Source organism: Eoetvoesiella caeni (assembly GCF_003315175.1).
Classification (GTDB): Bacteria; Pseudomonadota; Gammaproteobacteria; order Burkholderiales; family Burkholderiaceae_B; genus Eoetvoesia; species Eoetvoesia caeni.
On record NZ_QNRQ01000015.1, the window covers coordinates 74,480 to 94,080 of the forward strand.

17 protein-coding genes are annotated in these 19,601 nt (G+C 62.1%); 16 read left to right on the plus strand and 1 reads right to left on the minus strand.

Annotated elements, in window-relative coordinates; all coding sequences use genetic code 11:
• Nucleotides 1-44: 44 nt before the first annotated feature.
• From DFR37_RS19760 to DFR37_RS19830, 16 genes are all read left to right on the plus strand, one after another.
• Nucleotides 45-1,202: a YncE family protein gene (locus DFR37_RS19760; RefSeq protein ID WP_242341919.1), complete on the plus strand. Its 1,158-nt coding sequence runs from the start codon at nt 45-47 to the stop codon at nt 1,200-1,202.
• Between the two features lie 216 nt (nt 1,203-1,418).
• Nucleotides 1,419-2,594: an ABC transporter substrate-binding protein gene (locus DFR37_RS19765; RefSeq protein WP_113934912.1), complete on the plus strand. Its 1,176-nt coding sequence runs from the start codon at nt 1,419-1,421 to the stop codon at nt 2,592-2,594.
• A 255-nt stretch (nt 2,595-2,849) separates the two neighbouring features.
• Nucleotides 2,850-3,005, plus strand: coding sequence for a hypothetical protein (locus DFR37_RS23085; protein WP_170139961.1), 156 nt, complete (start codon nt 2,850-2,852; stop codon nt 3,003-3,005).
• Nucleotides 3,006-3,015: 10 nt separating this feature from the next.
• Nucleotides 3,016-3,666 carry a cytochrome c3 family protein gene (locus DFR37_RS19770; protein WP_113934913.1) on the plus strand — a complete coding sequence of 217 codons (651 nt, stop codon included), beginning with the start codon at nt 3,016-3,018 and terminating at the stop codon, nt 3,664-3,666.
• An 11-nt stretch (nt 3,667-3,677) separates the two neighbouring features.
• Complete coding sequence (locus DFR37_RS19775) at nt 3,678-6,785, plus strand: 4Fe-4S dicluster domain-containing protein (protein WP_211317296.1); 3,108 nt, start codon at nt 3,678-3,680, stop codon at nt 6,783-6,785.
• Complete coding sequence (nrfD, locus tag DFR37_RS19780; RefSeq protein WP_113934915.1) at nt 6,778-8,181, plus strand: NrfD/PsrC family molybdoenzyme membrane anchor subunit; 1,404 nt, start codon at nt 6,778-6,780, stop codon at nt 8,179-8,181. Before DFR37_RS19775 ends, nrfD begins: the two co-directional genes overlap by 8 nt.
• Nucleotides 8,178-8,723, plus strand: coding sequence for a DUF3341 domain-containing protein (locus DFR37_RS19785; RefSeq protein ID WP_113934916.1), 546 nt, complete (start codon nt 8,178-8,180; stop codon nt 8,721-8,723). The genes nrfD and DFR37_RS19785 overlap by 4 nt, the downstream gene beginning before the upstream one ends.
• A complete protein-coding gene (locus DFR37_RS19790) occupies nt 8,720-9,463 on the plus strand; it encodes a c-type cytochrome (protein ID WP_242341911.1) in 744 nt (247 codons plus the stop codon). Before DFR37_RS19785 ends, DFR37_RS19790 begins: the two co-directional genes overlap by 4 nt.
• On the plus strand, nt 9,460-10,707 hold the full coding sequence (locus tag DFR37_RS19795; RefSeq protein ID WP_113934917.1) for a hypothetical protein: 1,248 nt from the start codon (nt 9,460-9,462) through the stop codon (nt 10,705-10,707). The genes DFR37_RS19790 and DFR37_RS19795 overlap by 4 nt, the downstream gene beginning before the upstream one ends.
• Entirely contained in the window at nt 10,704-11,240 is a 537-nt protein-coding gene (locus DFR37_RS19800) for a hypothetical protein (RefSeq protein ID WP_113934918.1), read from the plus strand. The genes DFR37_RS19795 and DFR37_RS19800 overlap by 4 nt, the downstream gene beginning before the upstream one ends.
• Nucleotides 11,241-11,259: 19 nt before the next feature.
• Nucleotides 11,260-12,066: an SCO family protein gene (locus DFR37_RS19805; protein ID WP_113934919.1), complete on the plus strand. Its 807-nt coding sequence runs from the start codon at nt 11,260-11,262 to the stop codon at nt 12,064-12,066.
• Nucleotides 12,063-13,016, plus strand: coding sequence for a cytochrome c oxidase subunit II (coxB, locus tag DFR37_RS19810; RefSeq protein ID WP_113934920.1), 954 nt, complete (start codon nt 12,063-12,065; stop codon nt 13,014-13,016). The genes DFR37_RS19805 and coxB overlap by 4 nt, the downstream gene beginning before the upstream one ends.
• Entirely contained in the window at nt 13,013-14,665 is a 1,653-nt protein-coding gene (gene ctaD, locus DFR37_RS19815; protein WP_113934921.1) for a cytochrome c oxidase subunit I, read from the plus strand. The genes coxB and ctaD overlap by 4 nt, the downstream gene beginning before the upstream one ends.
• Nucleotides 14,662-15,294 carry a cytochrome c oxidase subunit 3 gene (locus DFR37_RS19820; protein ID WP_113934922.1) on the plus strand — a complete coding sequence of 211 codons (633 nt, stop codon included), beginning with the start codon at nt 14,662-14,664 and terminating at the stop codon, nt 15,292-15,294. Before ctaD ends, DFR37_RS19820 begins: the two co-directional genes overlap by 4 nt.
• Nucleotides 15,295-15,358: 64 nt before the next feature.
• Nucleotides 15,359-15,673, plus strand: coding sequence for a cytochrome C oxidase subunit IV family protein (locus tag DFR37_RS19825; RefSeq protein WP_113934923.1), 315 nt, complete (start codon nt 15,359-15,361; stop codon nt 15,671-15,673).
• 164 nt (nt 15,674-15,837) lie between these two features.
• Nucleotides 15,838-18,339, plus strand: a complete 2,502-nt coding sequence (locus DFR37_RS19830) for a heavy metal translocating P-type ATPase (protein WP_113934924.1) — start codon at nt 15,838-15,840, stop codon at nt 18,337-18,339.
• Nucleotides 18,340-18,362: 23 nt separating this feature from the next.
• Here DFR37_RS19830 and DFR37_RS19835 read toward each other — a convergent pair whose 3' ends face one another.
• Entirely contained in the window at nt 18,363-19,595 is a 1,233-nt protein-coding gene (locus DFR37_RS19835) for an MFS transporter (protein WP_113934925.1), read from the minus strand.
• Nucleotides 19,596-19,601: the final 6 nt, after the last annotated feature.

The window sequence follows — 19,601 nt, forward strand, 5'->3', positions numbered from 1 at the left end:
AGGTCCCGGCCACGCAGGCCCCAGCCTGGACCGAGGTAGCCGGCATGCCGCCGGTCGTCGATCGCAACAATCTATATAGCGAGACAGCCTCCGGCCACATGAGCCCTGCTACCGCCGGCGCGCTGGAACGGGTATACGTGCCCAACCATACAGACAATACGGTGTCCGTCATCGACCCCGCCACGCTTAAGGTCGTCGACACCTTCAAGGTTGGGCTCAATCCCCAGCACGTCGTGCCGAGCTGGGACTTGAGCACCCTGTGGGTGGCCAACAACGCCGAAGGCCAGCGCACCGGCAGTTTGACGCCGATCGACCCAAAAACCGGGAAGCCCGGAAAATCCATCCCGGTTGACGACCCCTACAATCTTTATTGGTCGCCGGACGGCAAGTCCGCCATTGTGGTGGCGGAAGATTACAAGCGCCTGGATTTTCGCGATCCGTCCACCATGGCGCTGCAGTACTCCATTGCAACTCCTGACTGCAAAGGGGTCAATCACGCCGACTTCTCCATCGACGGCAAGTTCGCGCTGTTCACCTGCGAGTTCAACGGCTCGATCATCAAGATCGACCTGGTCAACCGCAAAGTCATCGGCAACCTCAAGCTTAGCAAGTACTACAAACGCCCCGAAGTGCTGGCGCTGATCGCCTCTCCCGGCAAGAAGCCGCGTTTGGTGCCCGACCCGGTCGACCCCGCGGCCGAGATATGCACCACGCCGGGAATGCCCCAGGACGTGCGGGCCTCGCCCGACGGGAAGGTGTTTTTCGTGGCCGACATGATGGCTGACGGCGTGCATATCGTCGACGGCGAGACCTTCAAGCAAATAGGCTTTATTGAAACAGGCATCGGCGCACACGGCCTGTACCCAAGCCGCGACGGCAAAAGCCTGTATGCCGCCAACCGCGGAACCAACAAGATACGCGGCAAGCCGGGCGGCAAAGGAAGCGTCTCGGTCATTGACTTTGCCACACGAACCGTTACCAAGAACTGGCCGATCGCCGGCGGCGGCAGCCCCGACATGGGCAATGTCAGCGCCGACGGGAAATACCTGTGGCTATCGGGAAGGTACGACAACGTTGTCTATCGTTTCGATACCGACACCGGTGCGGTGGAGCAGGTCAAAGTGGGACGCCAGCCCCATGGACTGACGGTCTGGCCGCAGCCGGGGCGCTATTCACTTGGGCATACGGGGAATTTGCGGTAAGTTGATCGCCTGCTTGTTGGGCGACAACGGATTGGACGCCCTTGCCTGGACAGGCTTGGGCCTACCCGTTCTTGCCTGCGCCTGGGCCGTCTGCCGGCACCCTACATACCGCAAACGATAGCCAAATCTCATATCACTCCGGGCAAACACTGGTTATCACGTATAACAAGACCATGTACATTGCCGTAAAGTGCTTTAACCATAAAAGGAGACGTTATGAAGAAAAAATTGCAGTTGTCGGGTGGTGTTGTGGCTTTGGCTCTGGCTTTTGGCGGAATTTCCGCTGCGCAGGCCGATGTAAAGATTGGTTTTATGGCCACTTTGTCGGGACCGGCCGCCGCCCTGGGGCAAGACCAGTACGACGGCTTCATGCTGGCGGTAGACCAATTGGGCGGCAAGCTCGGAGACACGAAAACCGAAATCGTCAAGGAAGACGACCAGCTCAAGCCGGACCTGGGTGTTCAGAACGCACGCAAGCTGGTCGAAAAAGAACATGTCGACATCATTACAGGCATAACCTTTTCCAACGTGCTGATGGCTATCGCCAAGCCGGTGGCCGAAGCCGGCACATTCTTGATCAGTTCTAACGCCGGCCCGGCTCCACTCGCCGGCAAGCAGTGCAATGACAATTTCTTTTTCACCTCTTGGCAAAACGACAACCAGGCCGAAGTCGTCGGCGCATACGCCAACCAGAAGGGCTACAAGAACGTCTACCTGATGGCCCCGAACTACCAGTCGGGCAAAGACCAGCTGGCCGGCTTCAAGCGTCTTTTCAAGGGCAAGGTGGTCGGCGAGGTCTACACGCAAATCAACCAGCCCGACTACTCCGCCGAAATCGCCCAGTTGCAGGCGGCGGCCCCCGATGCCGTCTATGTGTTCTACCCGGGCGGCATGGGCGTGAACTTCATCAAGCAGTTCCACCAGGCGGGCATGTTGGGCAAACAGCCTTTGCTTAGCGCTTCCACCGTGGACGGCACCACCCTGCCCGCCCTCAAGGACACGGCCCTGGGCGTCATTTCCGGTACCTTCTGGGGCCCGGACTTCGACAATCCCGTCAGCAAGAAATTCGTTGCGGACTTTGAAAAGAAATACGGCCGCATCCCGTCGCAGTACGCTGCACAGGCTTATGACTCTGCCCTGCTCATCGATAGCGCGCTGCGCAAAACCGGCGGCAAGGCCGACGATAAAGACGCATTCCGCAAAGCCCTGAAGGCCGCCGACTTCAAGTCGGTGCGGGGCAATTTCAAATTCGGCAACAACCATTTCCCGATTCAGGACATGTACGCTTTCGAGGTCGCCAAAGACGACAAGGGCCGCGTTTCACTGAAGACCATTGCCAAACCTTTGCCCAACCATCAGGACGCCTATCACGCCGAGTGCGCCCTGAAGTAATCGCCGTAATGGTTGTCGACTACTTGTCGACGCACGAAGAGCCTCGTATTGCACGAGGCTCTTTTTTTGGTGCCAAGAGCATGCGGACCGCGCGCTGCCCATGACGCGTTCGGCGACAGACTGACAAGCCGCTTAAAACGTAAATTTTGCATGTCTTTGTAAGCCGCATCGGCGCATGCCACGCCCATTGTGCGCCGTGTTCGGGTATGTGCCTTGCTGTAAGGCATGAAGTTTCCCCAAGCTCGGAAGACGCCAATGGCTACAGAGAAGAAAATTCGGCTTGTATTCGTGCGGCTGCAAGATCGCTGCCGCGAGCATGCGCCGCCGGTGAAAGCCAAGATCGGGTTGCGCGAGACGGCACGAAAGTACGGCCCGCATTGCAAGCATCTGCTTACGCATTTCCTGCACTGAAGGCTGCGGCATGCCTCAGCTTCTGGAACGATCCCAAATCCTGCTCGTCAAACTGATACTGCTGGTGCCGGTTGGGCTATTGCTGCTGACGATAGTGGGCATGGTCTGGCAAACGACCTCGCCGGTCGAGCCCGGCGTTGCGGTGGAACAGCCCATTCCGTTCAGCCATAAACACCATGTGGGCGACGACGGCATAGACTGCCGCTATTGCCATACCTCGGTTCAGACATCGGCTTCGGCCGGCATGCCTTCCACCGGCATTTGCCTGACCTGCCATTCCCAGTTGTTCCGCGACTCTCCAACGCTTGCCCCCCTGCATGAAAGCATGCGCAGCGGCAAGCCCATACAGTGGAACCGTGTGTACGACCTGCCGGACTTCGTATTCTTCAATCACAGCATCCACGTCAATAAAGGCGTGGCATGCGTAAGCTGCCATGGCCGTGTGGACCAGATGCCGGTGCTGGTGCGGCAGGAGTCGCTGGACATGCAATGGTGCCTGGACTGCCATAGGGACCCTTCCAAGCAAGTGGTTCCGCTGGATCATGTCACCGCCATGCGCACTCTGCCCAAGCTGAGCGATGCCGAGCGGGCGCAGTTATTGCGCCTGCTGCAGCTGGAGGACACGCCTCGCATGACGTCCTGTTCAACTTGCCATCGATGACCGGGAGAAACATGAGACGCCCTTCCGTTATTCCCCTCGATATCGACCTGCATGCAGAAGCAACGAAGAATGCGTCCGAAGTCCCGGACCCGGGGCGGCGGCGTGCGCTGAAAATAATGGCGGCCGCGGCGGCGCTTGCCGGCACCGGATGCAGCCAGCGGCCGCCAGAAAAAATCATGCCGTACGTGAATATGCCGGAAGGCATGGTGCCGGGCGACCCGGTCTTCTATGCCAGCACGCTGCTGCGCGGAGGCTACGGCGTGGGAGTGCTGGTGGAAACCGAGTCCGGCCGGCCGATCAAGATAGAAGGCAATAGCGCCCATCCGGCCAGCATGGGCGCGGCCGACGCACAAACCCAGGCTGCCGTACTGACACTGTGGGATCCGGAGCGGTCGCGCGGGATCACGAACTCGCAACAGCTGTCTACGTGGCCCGAGCTGCTGGAAGCGCTTGCGCAAGTCAGGCAGGAGCAAGCCAATAGCGGCGGAGCCGGATTGCGCTTGCTGACCGGACCGGTGTCCTCGCCCACTTTGCTGGGCCAGATCGGCAGCATACTGGCCGCTTTCCCCGCCGCGCGCTGGCATGTGCATGATCCATCGGACAGCGGCCCGCGCGCAGCCGCCATGCAGCGCGTGTTCGGCCAACCGGCGCGTACGGTCTATCGCCTGGACCAGGCCCGCGTGGTGCTAAGCGTGGACGCCGAGTTATTCGGGCCGGGCAGCGACGGCGTGCGCAATGCGCATGACTTCATGCAGGCGCGCAAGCAAACCGCGCGGGCCCGCATGTATGCGCTGGAAAGCACCCCCGGCCTGTGCGGAGCGCTAGCTGACAGCCGCCTGGCGGTTTCGCCGGCGGACATGGAGAGCATGCTGGAAACGATTGTATTGCGGCTTGAGGCCGCAAATGCCAACGAAGAGAGGCAAGATCCGCATGGTGATGCTCCGTCCGCAGCCGGCACGGCGGATGCAGCTGCGCCAAAGGCAGATGCGAATGGCGCACATGAACGTAGCGAGGCGAAGCCCGGCACCATGCAGGCTTCTTCGCGCGCCTCGTCCTGGACTGATGGTGTGTTGAAGCAATTGCTGGAGGCCCGCGGCCGCAGCGTCATTGCGCCCGGCGCCAGCCTGTCGGAAAGGGCCCATCTATTGGCTTGGCGCATCAACATGCTGCTTGGCAATATCGGCAAGACTGTATTCGCGCTGCCCCAGGCAACCCCGCCGCAAGCGGAAGCACGCACAGGCTTTGCCGGCGGGGATCAAGGCCGCGGCCATCCTGCCGGCCTTGCAGAACTTGTCTCGGCCATGAACGACGGCGCGGTCGACGCTCTGGTCATGCTGGACGTGAATCCTGTATACGACACGCCCGGCGTGCTGGCGTTCTCGCAGGCGCTTGGCAAAGTACGACGTTCGTTTCACATGGGCCTGTATCGCGACGAAACCGCGCGCCGCGCCACCTGGCATATGCCCATGACGCACGAACTGGAAGCGTGGAGCGATGCGCGCAGCCATGACGGCACGGCCAGCATCGTGCAGCCTGTAATTGCGCCGCTTTACGGCGGGCGTTCGCCACATGTGTTCATGAATGTACTGGGAACAGGACAGACGCGCAGCGCGCATGACTGCGTGCGGGCCACATGGAAATCCATCTGGAAGAACGAAAGCAACGAAGCATTCGAAAGCCAATGGCAGGCAGCGCTGCGCCGCGGCATTGTCGAACCTGCCCCTGTCTTGCAATCCCTGGTTCCTGTCGATGCCGCGTTCGCAACCGGCCAGCTCGAAGTAGCCACGGCTGCCGCACAGCGCACGCCGCTGGTTGCCGTTCTTGCGAACGACAGCAACCTGGTCGCCGGGCAGTTTGCCAACAATGCCTGGCTGCAGGAACTGCCGCGGCCCTATTCCAAGATTACATGGGACAACGCCGCCCTGATCAGCCCTGCGACCGCGCACGGCCATGACTTGCGGCAAGGCGACGTCGTGTCTTTGTCGTCGGAAGATGGGCAAGTGCGGCTGCTGGCGCCTGTCTGGATCATGCCCGGACAGGCGGACGGCGTCATCACCCTGGCGTTGGGCTATGGCAGGCCCCATGCCGGCAGCGTTGCTCTGGGCCATGGCTACGATGCCTATGTACTGCAAGACATGCGCGACGGCGTGCCGCAGCGCACCCGTGCCGTCAGCATTCTGGCAACCGGCGAACATCATGATTTCTCCCGCACCCAGCATGAGATGAGCCTGCATGGGCGCCACCCCGTGCGCGTCGCCGACATCGGCGGTAACGCGGATGGTGCGGCCGCTGCTAAAGCGCCCAAACCGGAAGGCGCGGAGCCAATGCCGACGGCGGATGGGCAAATGCGCGAACACCAGGCCCGCCGGCCCGCCGCTTCTCTGTATGACAAGCATGAGTACGAAAGCTATGCCTGGGGCATGACGGTGGACCTGGATGCCTGCATCGGCTGCAATGCCTGCACCATTGCCTGCCAGGCCGAGAACAACATTCCCGTGGTGGGACCGGAACAAGTCTCGCTGGGCCGCGAGATGCACTGGATACGCGTAGACCTTTACCGCGAAGAAACAGGCAACCGCACCCAATTCCAGCCGATGGCGTGCCAGCATTGCGAAAACGCCCCTTGCGAAGTCGTGTGCCCCGTGGGCGCCACCATGCACGACAGCGAGGGTCTTAATGTGCAGGTCTACAACCGCTGCGTAGGCACGCGCTTCTGCTCCAACAACTGCCCATACAAGGTTCGGCACTTCAACTTCTTCCAATACTCGCAAACAGACCCAAGCTCCGCCGCCCACGCCAATCCCGACGTCACCGTGCGCCAGCGCGGCGTCATGGAAAAGTGCACCTATTGCGTACAGCGCATATCGCATGCGCGCATCCAGGCGCAAAAGGCGGGCCGGCCCATACAAGACGGCGAAGTAGTAACAGCCTGCGAGGCCACATGCCCCACCGGCGCCATTGTGTTCGGCAATCTCAACGATCCTGCCAGCCGGGTCAGCCGCAGCCGGGACACGCCGCGCAACTATGCAGTGCTGGAAGAGTTGAACACACGCCCACGAACCTCTTATCTGGCCCGGCTGGACGACGCTGCCGCGCATCTGGAGGGCGACGATGGCTGAGCACGACATGGACGCCGCCGTGTCGCCCGGCTCGCCGGAACTGGGCGCGGGCTGGACCGCCGGCAGCGTCACGGACAAGATCACCGGCATCGTCCTGGCGCGGCGCGGGCCCTGGACGCATGGCTGGCAGGCGCACTGGCGCTGGCGCAGCGCCTTGCTTATCAGCTTTACCGGCGTGCTTGTGCTGCTGGCGGCCAGCACCTGGCTGTTCATGCGCGGCGTAGGCCTGTTCGGCGTCAACATTCCGGTGGCATGGGGTTTTGCCCTGGGCAACTTCGTGTGGTGGATAGGCATAGGCCATGCGGGCACTTTCATTTCAGCCATCCTCCTGCTGCTGCGCCAGCGCTGGCGCACGTCCATCAATCGCTATGCCGAAGCCATGACGCTGTTCGCGGCCGGCATTGCCGGGCTGTTTCCCATACTGCATCTTGGGCGCCCGTGGTTTGCCTACTGGCTTTTGCCTTACCCCAACCGCATGGAGCTATGGCCGCAATGGCGCAGCCCCCTGGTTTGGGACATCTTCGCCATCTCCACCTATTTGCTGGTGTCCCTGCTTTTTTGGTACGTGGGCCTGATTCCGGACCTGGCGTCGCTGCGCGACAAGGCCAAGAGCCATGGCAAGCGGCTGGCCTATGGTTTGTTGGCCCTGGGCTGGCGCGGCGATGCGCGCCACTGGCAGCACTATGAGTCCGCATACCTTTTGCTGGCGGGCCTGGCCACGCCTTTGGTGGTTTCGGTGCACACGGTGGTGTCGCTGGATTTTTCGATCGGCAATACGCCGGGATACCACTCCACCATTTTTCCTCCTTACTTCGTGGCCGGCGCACTGTTCTCGGGATTCGCCATGGTCATCACGCTGGCCATTCCGCTGCGCCATTATTTCAAGCTGCAAGACTTCATTACCCTGCGCCATCTGGACCTTGCCGCCAAGGTCATGCTGGCCTGCAGTCTTTTCGTGGCCTACGGCTATGCCTCGGAAATATTCACGGCCTACTACAGCGGCGACATCTACGAAATCCATATGACTCAGGACCGGTTCACGGGCGCCTATGCGCCGGTTTACTGGGCCTACATCTTCTGCAATGTCCTGCTGCCGCAAGCGCTATGGTGGCGGCGCGCTAGACGCAGCGTGCCGGCGCTGCTGGTCATCAGCCTGCTCATCAACGCCGGCATGTGGATGGAGCGCTTTCTGATCGTGGTGCAAAGCCTGCATCAGGACTTCCTTCCGTCTTCGTGGGGCATCTTCATACCTTCTTTTTGGGACTGGACCTTCCTGTTCTCCTCCATCGCCATGTTTGTCTGGCTGTTCCTGATGTTCATCCGCTACCTGCCGATGATTTCCATGGCCGAAATGCGCGGACTGGTCCAGGAAACCGCCGAGGAGGAACCGCGATGAAGCCGCTGCTTTATGGCGTCATGGGCCGCTTCGAAACGCCCGAGGCCCTGCTCGACGCAATTCGCACGCTGCGCCGGGAGAACCCGGACTTGCGCCTGGAAGCCTTTGCGCCTTATGCCGTGGAAGGGCTGACCGAGGCGCTGGCACTGCCGCCCAGCCGCATACCGCTGATTACCCTGGCGGGCGGCCTGGTCGGCGGACTGGGCGGATTTTTCATGCAGTGGTATGCGGCCGTCGTTTCATTTCCGGAGAACATTGGCGGCCGCCCGCTCAACAGCTGGCCCATGTTCATACCTGTCACTTTCGAAATGGCGGTGCTGTGCGCCGCGCTGGCCGCTGTTTTCGGCATGCTGCTAAGCAACGGCCTGCCGCGCATTTACCATCCCGTGTTCAACACCCCCCATTTCGGGCTGGCCACGCGGGACCGGTACTTTCTTTGCGTACGCTCGGGGCCGGCCGGAACAGACAAGATCAACACCGAGCATTGGACGCGTGTGCTCACGCAATTGGGCGCCCAGACACCCGTCGAGGTGTGGTCGTGAAGCGGCGGCATGCGGCCCTTGCGCTGGCACTGCCGCTATTGCTGCAGCTGCCGGGTTGCGAGCGGATGCTGCACAATATGTACGACCAACCCAGGGGCAAGGCCTATCGCTCCAGCGAAATGTTCCCGGACGGTTCGGGGTCCCGCACGCCTCCACCCGGGACAGTCGTGTATGCGCGCGGCGCTCGCCCGGGCTCGTCCAGCGGACGCCTTGGGGCGCAAGAGGCCGAACGCGAGGCGCGCGATAGCGCGGCGCTGACGCAGCCCTATCCGCTGAACGAGCAACTGCTGGCACACGGACGCGAGCGCTTCAATATTTATTGCATGCCTTGCCACAGCGCGGTGGGCGATGGCGACGGGCGCATCGTGCAGCGCGGTTTTCCCGCACCGCCTTCATATCATGGCGACCGCCTGCGCGGTGTGCCCGACCGCTACATCTACACAGTCATCTCCAACGGCTATGGCGTCATGGCTTCATATGCCGACCGCCTCAGCCCTTCCGAGCGCTGGGCCATCGTGGCCTATGTGCGGGCGCTGCAGCTTAGCCAGCATGCAAAGCTGGACCACCTGCCGGCCGCCGTGGCGGCACAGGCCAGGAAGGCCCTGGCCGTTCAGGCCGGCACGCCGGCAGGCAACGAGCCCGCATCAACAAGCACCGGTTCAGGCGACGGCGCCCAAGGCAGCGCATCGGGCAGCGACACCGCGGCGGCGCCTGCCGGCCCGAAAGGAGGCCACCCATGACGCGCTTCAACAATTGGCACAGCGCAAACTGGCTGCTTGCCGGCGCGATTGCCATTGCGTTGTTCTGCCTTGGCGCCTTTGTGGACAGGCAGGCCTACTATGCCTGCTGGCTGGCCGCATGGTGGACCTGCGCCGGGGCGGTACTGGGCTCGCAAGCCAATCTATGGCTGCACGATTTGACCGGCGGCGCCTGGGGGCTGCCGCTGCGGCCGATATGGCGCCGGGTCGCAGCCGCCATGCCCATGCTTCTTGCCTTGATGCTTCCGCTTGTTGTCGCCGCCTGGACGTTCTACCCCTGGGCCCAGCCGGGGTGGACGCCGCAAGCCGAGGCCCCCGCATTCAAGGCAGCATGGCTATCGCCCCCCTTCGTCACCGTTCGCCTGCTGGTCTATGCCGCACTGTGGCAGGCGACGGCGCTGATGTCGGCCCGCCGCGAAGCCTACTGGACCGCCCGGGAAATAGACTCGGTCAGAGGACGCGCGGCCGCATCGGCTGATGAACAGTACGAAAGGCCGCAGCCCGGCAAGCGGCGCAAAGGCGGAAGCGCATTCTGCCTTTTTGTCTATGGCCTTACCGTCAGCCTGGCCAGCGTCGATCTGGTCCAGTCCTTGATGCCGCAATGGTATTCCAGCGGCTTCGGCCTGATCGCCGTCGCCATGCAGATGAAGCTGGGATTTGCGCTGGGAGTCCTGGGTGCAAGCGCTCCCGGCCAATGGCAAACGACGCCAGGCCAGCGCAACGCGGGACACGCCGGCCCCGTGGCCCCATACAAGGACAAGACCATCTTCCTCGCCGAAATGGGACGCGACTGGGGCAACCTGCTGCTGATGTATGTGCTGATGTGGGCCTATGTGGGCTTCGTACAGTTCCTGATCATATGGGCCGAAAACCTGCCCAACGAAATTGCATGGTATGTGCCGCGCCTTCAAACAGGCTGGGTCTGGCTTGGGGGAACGCTGGTTATGGCCGGCTTCTTTGCGCCGCTGTTTCTTTTATTGTTCCGTAGCGTCAAGCAGAATCGCCAGCGCTTGCGTGGCCTGGCCATGGCCCTGTGCATGCTGGGATGGGCGGAGTCTGTGTGGGTCACGCTGCCGTCCGTGCCCGGACTGACCTGGCACGCCTTATGGATGGCGCCCCTGGCACTGGCCGGCATGGCCGCCCTGCTGCGGACCATGCCGCTGCCGGGCGAACATCGCATGCGCCAAAGGCCGATAGCCGCAACACAAGTTCAGGAGGGCGAATGACGCAGAAACAGGCTTATTCAAACGAGGCGCCCATGCGGCGCGTCCTGCCCTTGCTGGCATTGCTTGTGGTCGTGATCGCGCTGGTGTTGGCGGCGGTGTCGGTGCTTACATCAATATGGAATGTTCGCGATATTCCCAATTGGCCGCCTCCCAGCCAATTACAAGGCGCGGCGCCGGCCCTGGAAACAACGCCCCAGCCCGCACTGCAGGCTTATCTGGCGCAAAAGGCAAAGATCGCCGACGGCTATTCGTGGGTGGACGAAAAACAAGGCGTGGCACACATTCCCATTGAGTTGGCCATGCAGGCGCTGGCGCAGCCGGACGGGCGGGCGGCAAGCGAACGCGAAGCCTGGCTCATGGGGCTGCAAGCCGAAGAAAGCAGGCAAACCGGCAAGGATGCCGCGGCACGCGCATTGCAGGCAGCCGACGGCGCGGCCTCCCGCCCAAAGGGCGAAGCGGAAAGTGCCGCAGCACGGGGTCCCCAGCCGGGGCCGCTGCCCCGCCGCGCCGGGCAAGCAAAGGAAAAGCCATGAACGCGCGCACGAGGACTTCATGATGAAGCGGCTATTGGCCCTTGCCATGTTCTGCGCCTGCAACGCGGCTGTGGGCGCTACTGCCCTTGAGTTCAGCCAGAACCTGGGCGCCATGCTGCCCCTGCGGGCGACATTCACGGATGCACAAGGACATGCCACGCGGCTGGGTGAGTATTTCGGCAATACGCCGGTTGTCATGGTATTTGGCTACTACCATTGCCCGCGACTGTGCAGCACCGTCATGGATGGCGTGCTGCAGGCAATACAGGATGCCGGCCTGCCCTATGCCGTGGTCGGCATAGGCATAGACCCGCGCGAAACCCCGGCCGACGCCGCAAGCAAGCTCAAGGCATATCGAAGCGCCGACGACAATGCCGCCAAGCTGCATTTGCTGACAGGCCGGCAAGACCAGATTGAACGCGTCGCCCGCACGGCGGGATTCCAGTATGAATACGACCAGCCCAGCGACCAGTTCACTCACCCCGCCGGCTTTCTCGTGGCCACGCCCGCCGGCAGGATATCGCGCTACTTTTCCGGCTTGCGTTTCGATCGCCGCGACGTTCGCCTGGCGCTGATCGAAGCTTCGGACGAGCGTGTCGGCAGCCTGGCGGAACAGGTGCTGCTGTTGTGCAGCCATTACGATCCGCTGGCCGGACGCTATACCTTCGCGGCCATGACGCTGGCGAGGATCGTCGGCCTCCTTACCATACTGCTGCTGGCGGCCGGCATCTGGCGTGCGCGCCGGCGCTCCGCTACCCGGCCGGGCCCCCGGCGCCCGGATGGCCAAGAATTGCAGGCACAGGGCCGCGCGCGGAGGCCCTCATGAACCAAGGCCTTACATTGCTGCCCCAATCGGCCACCGCCGCCGCGCGCGCCACGGATACGCTTTATCTGGTTCTGGTCGGATTCTCGGGGCTGATCGCCGCTATTTTCATTACGCTGATCATCGTGTTCTGCTATCGCTACCGGCGCAACGCACAGGCTGATCGCAGCAAGCCGCCCTCGCATGCCTGGGGCCTGGAAGCCGCATGGACTATTGCGCCGCTGCTGGTCTTTCTTTGGCTGTTTGCGTGGGCCGCGCGTGACTATGCGGTGCAAGCCCGCGCACCCGACAATGCCATGCAGATATTCATCGTTGCCAAGCAATGGGTGTGGACGGTTGAGCATCCCAACGGGCGACGTGAAATCAACGAGCTTCATATTCCCGTCGACACCCCGGTCAAGCTGATCATGACTTCGCAAGACGTCATTCACAGTTTTTTTGTGCCCGCCTTTCGCAACAAGCGCGATGTGGTGCCGGGGCGCTACAGCACTATCTGGTTCCAGGCCGACAGGCCGGGGAAATATTTATTGCTTTGCGCCGAGTATTGCGGCACGGAGCATTCCGAAATGAAAGGACGGATCATTGCCATGGAACCGGAAGACTACACGCGCTGGGAACAAGATGGCGCGGGCGAGGCCGGCCTTGCCCAGCAAGGCTTTGCCTTGTTCCGCCAACATGGGTGCATGGGTTGCCATGCGGCGGCTTCTACCGTACATGCGCCCGAACTCTCGGGCCTGCTGGGCCGGCGCGTGCATCTTTCCGACGGCAGCAGCCTGGTGGCCGACGAAACCTATGTGCGGGATTCCATCATGGAGCCCCAGAAGGCGATCGTTGCGGGCTACGACGCGATCATGCCTTCGTTCAAGAACCAGCTCAATGAAGAGGAGATCATGGCAATCATCGAATATATCCGCTCGCTGGGCCCTGATCAGTTGATGGGAGAGCGACCATGAGCGCAAATGCTGCGGATGCCGCCGCAAGCGCGGGCGGCGGCGGTCCGGCCGTTGCCGCGTCGAGCTATCTACATGATGGATATTCGCTGTGGTCGTGGATAAGCAGCCGCGACCACAAGCGCATCGCCATTCTGTATGCCTTGTCGATCACGGCATTTTTCTTCATTGGCGCCGTTGCCGCCGGGCTGATCCGGCTGGAGCTGTTTACGCCCGTTGCCGACGTCGTGGACGCCGACACCTACGACAGGCTGTTCACCGCCCACGGCGTCATCATGGTATGGATGTTCCTGATTCCGTCGATACCGTCGGTGTTCGGCAATTTCGTGCTGCCGCTGATGATAGGCGCGCGCGACCTGGCTTTTCCGAACTTGAACCTGCTTAGCTGGTACCTGTATGCGGGCGGCGGCCTGTTCACTATTGCAGCCATGCTGCTGGGCGGCGTGGATACGGGCTGGACTTTCTATACACCCTATTCTTCAATCTTCTCCAATACCCATGTCATCCTGACCTTGGCAGGCGTTCTTGTCGTGGGCTTCTCGTCCATTCTTACCGGGCTCAACTTCATCGTCACCGTGCATACGCTGCGCGCCCCGGGCATGGGTTGGTTCAAGCTGCCGCTTTTCGTGTGGGCCATTTACGCGACAAGCGTGATACTGGTGCTGGCCACACCCGTGCTGGCCATTACCCTGCTGCTGCTGGCCGCCGAACGCATTTTCCATATCGGCTTTTTCAACCCCGCCCTGGGCGGCGACCCGCTGCTGTTCCAGCATCTGTTCTGGTTCTATTCGCATCCGGCCGTATACATCATGATCCTGCCGGCCATGGGAGTAGCCAGCGAGATCATTCCCTGCTTCGCCCGCAAGCGCGTATTCGGCTATAAGTTCATGGCCTTTGCCATCGTGGGCATCGCTGTCGTGAGCTTCCTGGTATGGGGCCACCATATGTTCGTCAGCGGCCAGTCGGTATACGCCAACATGGTGTTCTCGGTTCTTAGCTTTGTGGTGGCCGTGCCCTCGGCCATCAAGGTTTTCAACTGGACGGCCACCCTGTACAAAGGTTCCATTACTTTCTCCGCGCCCATGCTTTATGCGCTGGGCTTCGTCATACTTTTCATGGCGGGCGGCCTGACCGGGCTATTCCTGGCTTCTTTGTCGATAGATGTGCATGTAACCGACACCTATTTTGTGGTGGCGCATTTCCACTACATCATGGTGGGCGGGTCCGTCATGGCCTACCTGGGCGCCATGCACTACTGGTGGCCCAAGATCACCGGCCGGATGTACGCCGAGTCGTGGGCGCGCGTGGCGGCGCTTATTATCTTTGCCGGCTTCAACCTGACGTTCTTTCCGCAATACCTGCTGGGCTATGACGGCATGCCTCGGCGCTACCATACCTATCCTGAACAATTCCAGCTGCTCAACATACTGTCGTCAAGCGGCGCGGTCGTGCTGGCCATAGGTTATCTGCTGCCGCTTGGCTACCTGCTGTGGTCGCTGCGGCACGGAGAGCGCGCTCCCGACAATCCCTGGCGGGCTACCGGCCTGGAATGGCAAACATCGTCGCCCCCGCCGCAGCATAATTTCGACCGGCAGCCGGACGGCTCGGCCGAACCCTACGACTACACGCCGCATCGAGGTATTCATCAATGAATGCGCAGGCTGCCGAGCGCCCGGAGGCGTACGTCGATGCCCGTGCCCGGCTGGGCATGTGGGTATTCCTGGGTTCGGAGATCATGTTCTTCGGCCCTGTATTCTTTGCTTATCTGTACGGCCGCTATACATGGTCGCAGGCGTTCGCCACGGCCAGCAGAAGCACCAGCCTGCTGTGCGGCACCGTCAACACAGCCGTGCTGCTGACCAGCAGCCTGGGCGTGGCCATCGCGCTATTGCTTGCCGAGCGCGGCGCGCGCGAACAGGCACGCCGCGCACTGAACGCCGTCGTGCTGCTGGGCCTGGCCTTCTTGCTGATCAAAGGCTACGAGTACCGGCAGGATTGGCATGAGCACCTGGTTCCCGGGCCGAGCTTCCACCTGGAAGGCGCCGCCAACCAGGCGGCTGCGCAATTGTTCTACTTCGTTTATTTTTTCTCGACCCTGCTGCATGCGCTGCATCTGATCATAGGCATAGGGTTGGTGCTGTACTGCCGCAGCTACCTGCAACGCGAGCCCGGCCACAAGGCCGTGCGAAGGCTGGAGATAACCGGGCTGTACTGGCATTTTGTCGACATTATCTGGATATTTCTGTATCCGGCGCTTTATCTGGCGGGCAGAGCATCATGAACAGACATCTCCATACCGCAAACGAACGGCGCGCGGCCTGCGCGCGCTTGATGCGGAGGCGGCCATGAAGCCGCTGGTACTCGTCTGGGCCGCCTTGATGGCCCTGCTGGCCGCCACCACGGCAAGCTCGCTTGTGCCGCTGGGCGCGGCCAATGCAATACTGAACATTGTCATCGCCATGGCCAAGACTGCGCTGGTGGCCTTGTTTTTCATGCACCTGCGCCACAGTATCCCGTTGCTGCGCCTGGTTGCCATCGTGGGATTGGTTGCGCTTTGCCTGCTGTTCGTCCTTAGCGGCGCCGACTTCATTACACGCAACATAGAACGCAGCGCCTGGCAGCCGGCGCAGCCCAGCCTCAGCGCGGGGCAGGCTTCGTAGGCGCCGGCATCGCAGTATTCCCTTGCTGCCTATGCGCCCCGCATGGCTGACAAGCCCCATGCAGTCCCGAATTAATCAACGCCAAATATTAAGCTTGACCTTCCAATCATGGGAAGCTCTATCCTCTTCTTTATCGGTTTGAATTGACTACAAGGAGATGGGATATGAATGCCCTGACTCAACAAATGCGCGCCTCGGCCGCCGCCACAATCAGCCTGCCAGTCGAGGGCATGACGTGCGCATCGTGCGTGGGGCGCGTCGAAAAAGCCCTGGGCAAGATCGAAGGCGTCGACTCGGTCAACGTCAACCTGGCCACTGAACGGGCCGACATCAAGCTGCACGGCCCCGTCGACCGCCAGGCGCTTGTGGGCGCTATTGAGGCCGCGGGCTATGGGGTGCCGGCCGCCACCGTCGATCTTGCGGTCCAGGGCATGACTTGCGCCTCGTGCGTGGGCCGGGTCGAGAAAGCGCTGAAGGCTGTCCCCGGCGTTGCCGAGGCCACGGTAAACCTGGCAACCGAACGCGCCCATGTGCGCGGCAATGCCGACCCAAGCGCGCTGGCGGCCGCCATCGCCGCCGCGGGTTATGAAGCGCAAGCGGTTGACGCCGGCGCTTCCGCCGGCGACGAGGCTGCGAACGAACGCAAAGATGCTGAACGCGCGGCGCTCAAGCGCGACCTGGCACTTGCGGCCGTCCTTACGCTGCCGGTGTTTGTGCTGGAAATGGGTTCGCACCTTGTTCCGGGCGTGCACGAACTGGTCCTGCGCACCATCGGCATGCAATGGAACTGGTACATCCAGTTTGCACTGACGACGCTGGTATTGGCTATACCGGGCTTCCGTTTTTACCGCCAGGGCGTTCCCGCGCTTTTTCGTCTTGCACCCGACATGAATTCGCTGGTTGCGGTCGGCACCTTCGCCGCCTATGCCTATTCGCTGGTCGCGACCTTCGCGCCTGCATTGCTGCCGGCGGGCACCGTCAATGTGTATTACGAAGCGGCGGCCGTCATTGTCACGCTGATCCTGCTTGGCCGCTTTCTGGAAGCGCGCGCCAAGGGCCGCACGTCGCAGGCCATCAAGCGGCTGGTGGGCTTGCAGCCGAAAACCGCGCGTATCCAGCGCAACGGTACCGTGCTGGAAATACCGATCGCCGATGTCGCAGCCGGCGACATTGTTGAAGTGCGCCCCGGGGAACGCATTCCGGTCGACGGCGAAGTCACGCAAGGCCAAAGTTATATCGACGAGTCCATGATCACCGGCGAGCCCGTTCCAGTTGCAAAGACGGTAGACAGCAAAGTGGTCGGAGGCACCGTCAACCAGAATGGCGCATTGTCTTTTCGCGCAACGGCGGTGGGCGGCGCAACCGTGCTTTCGCAAATCATCCGCATGGTCGAACAGGCGCAAGGATCCAAGCTGCCCATCCAGGCGCTGGTGGACAAAGTCACCATGTGGTTCGTGCCCGCAGTCATGATTGCCGCCGCATTGACCTTCCTGGTCTGGCTGGTCTTCGGCCCCCAGCCCGCGCTGACCTTTGCATTGGTCAATGCCGTGGCCGTTCTCATTATCGCCTGCCCTTGCGCCATGGGGCTGGCGACGCCAACCTCCATCATGGTAGGCACGGGGCGCGGCGCAGAGCTTGGCGTTCTTTTCCGCAAAGGCGAAGCGCTGCAACTGCTGAGGGACGCCAAGGTCGTCGCCGTGGACAAGACCGGCACACTGACCGAAGGCCGCCCGACGCTGACCGACCTGGAAATCGCCGACGGCTTCGAGCGCCGGGATGTGCTTGGCCGCATCGCGGCCGTCGAGGCAAAATCCGAACACCCTATCGCGCGCGCCATCACCCAGGCCGCCGGCAACGAAGGAATCCCCATTCCGGACATCACGAACTTTGAATCAGTCACCGGCTTTGGCGTAAAAGCCCACGTGGATGGGCAGCCGGTTGAAGTCGGAGCGGACCGCTATATGCAAAAACTGGGCCTTGATGTCGGCATTTTCGCGGCAACCGCCGAACGGCTGGGCAATGAAGGCAAGTCGCCGCTATATGCCGCCATCGGCGGCCGGCTGGCGGCAATTGTTGCAGTTGCCGACCCCATCAAGGAAACGACGCCGGCGGCCATCGCCGCGCTGCACAGCCTTGGCTTGAAGGTGGCGATGATCACAGGCGACAACCGCCGCACGGCAGAGGCCATTGCGCGTCAGCTCGGCATCGACGAAGTGATCGCCGAGGTCTTGCCGGAAGGCAAGGTCGAGGCGGTACGCAGGCTCAAAGCCGAGCACGGACGGCTGGCATTCGTGGGCGACGGCATCAACGACGCGCCCGCGCTGGCTGAAGCCGACGTCGGACTGGCGGTGGGCACCGGCACGGACATTGCCATCGAAGCGGCCGACGTGGTGCTGATGTCGGGCAGCCTTGCTGGTGTAGCCGCCGCCATCGCGCTGTCGCGGGCAACGATCGGCAACATCCGCCAGAACCTGTTCTGGGCCTTTGCCTACAACACCGCCCTGATCCCGGTGGCAGCGGGCGTGCTTTATCCGGCCTGGGGCATTCTGCTGTCGCCGATCTTCGCAGCCGGCGCCATGGCGCTTTCAAGCGTCTTTGTCCTGGGCAACGCATTGCGCTTGCGCGGGTTTCAACCGCCCGCGCAAACGGCCGGCCAGCATGGGTAGCAGGCAGGCCTGGCGGCCGCGTGTCAACGCGCCGCCACGGCCCGCTTCTGGCTCATCGCGGCCGCCGCCAGCACGACCACAGCCAGCACAAGCGGAACAAAAGACACCCAAAGCACCATGTCCCAGTCATACGCCGCCAACAGCCCGCCCGAAGCAAAAGAGCCTATTGCCATCGTGCCGAAAACAATAAAGTCATTGAACGACTGAACCCGCGTTTTCTCTTCGGGGCGATGGCATTCCAGCACCAGCGCAGAAGCGCCAACGAAGCCGAAATTCCAACCTACGCCAAGCAGGACAAGCGTAAGCCAGAAATGGGCCACGTCAATACCCATCAACCCAACCGCGGCAGACAAGCCGGTAAGCAAGAGTCCTGCCATCACCACTTTCCCGGCACCGAAGCGGGTGATGAGCCGGCCGGTGAAGAAGCTGGGACCGTACATGGCTATAACATGCCACTGAAGGCCCAGATTGGAGCTTTCCTGGGAATGGCCGCACAGCTGCATCGCCAGCGGGGCCGCCGTCATCAGGAAGTTCATCAGCATATACGAAACCGCACCGCAAATAACCGCGGTGACAAAAAGCGGCTGGCGCGCGATGACGCCCAGCGGCCTTCCGCCGGCGATTTCCGCCGCCGTAGGCATCGGCAGCTTCACTCCCATAAGCACAAGTGCGGAAAGCGCGGCCACGACAGCCTGGGCAACAAAGGTAGCCGCAAACATGTGGGCCGGCCACAGATACATCGTGTGAGTAACGAGCTGCGGCCCCACGACGCCGGCAACCACTCCGCCGCCCATCACGAACGACAGTGCGCGCGGCCTCATGCCGGCGCTGACGCCGTCGGCCGCGGCAAAGCGGAACGAGAGCACGACGGCGGCATAGGCCCCGCCAAAGAACGTAGCCAGGCAGAACAGCCAGAACGAGCCCAGCATGACGGCAAGTGCCCCGAGCAAGCCCACCAGGACGCCGCAACCGGTACCTGCAAGAAATGCCATGCGCCGCCCGTAACGCCGCGCAATGGCGCCGGCCGGCAGGATGCAAGCAGCCATGCCGACCACGAAAATGGAAATCGGCAGGGTTGCCAGGGTTTTGTCCGGCGCCAGCATGTGGCCGATGATGGCGCCCGTGGCGTACACCACCACTGAATTCGCGCCCGCCAGCGCCTGCGCTACCGTCAATCGCGCAATATTGCCGCGCTGCTGATGTGCGGACAAGGCCGCGGATTCTGTTTGCTTGGATGAGGCTTCGATTTCTGGCACGATGTA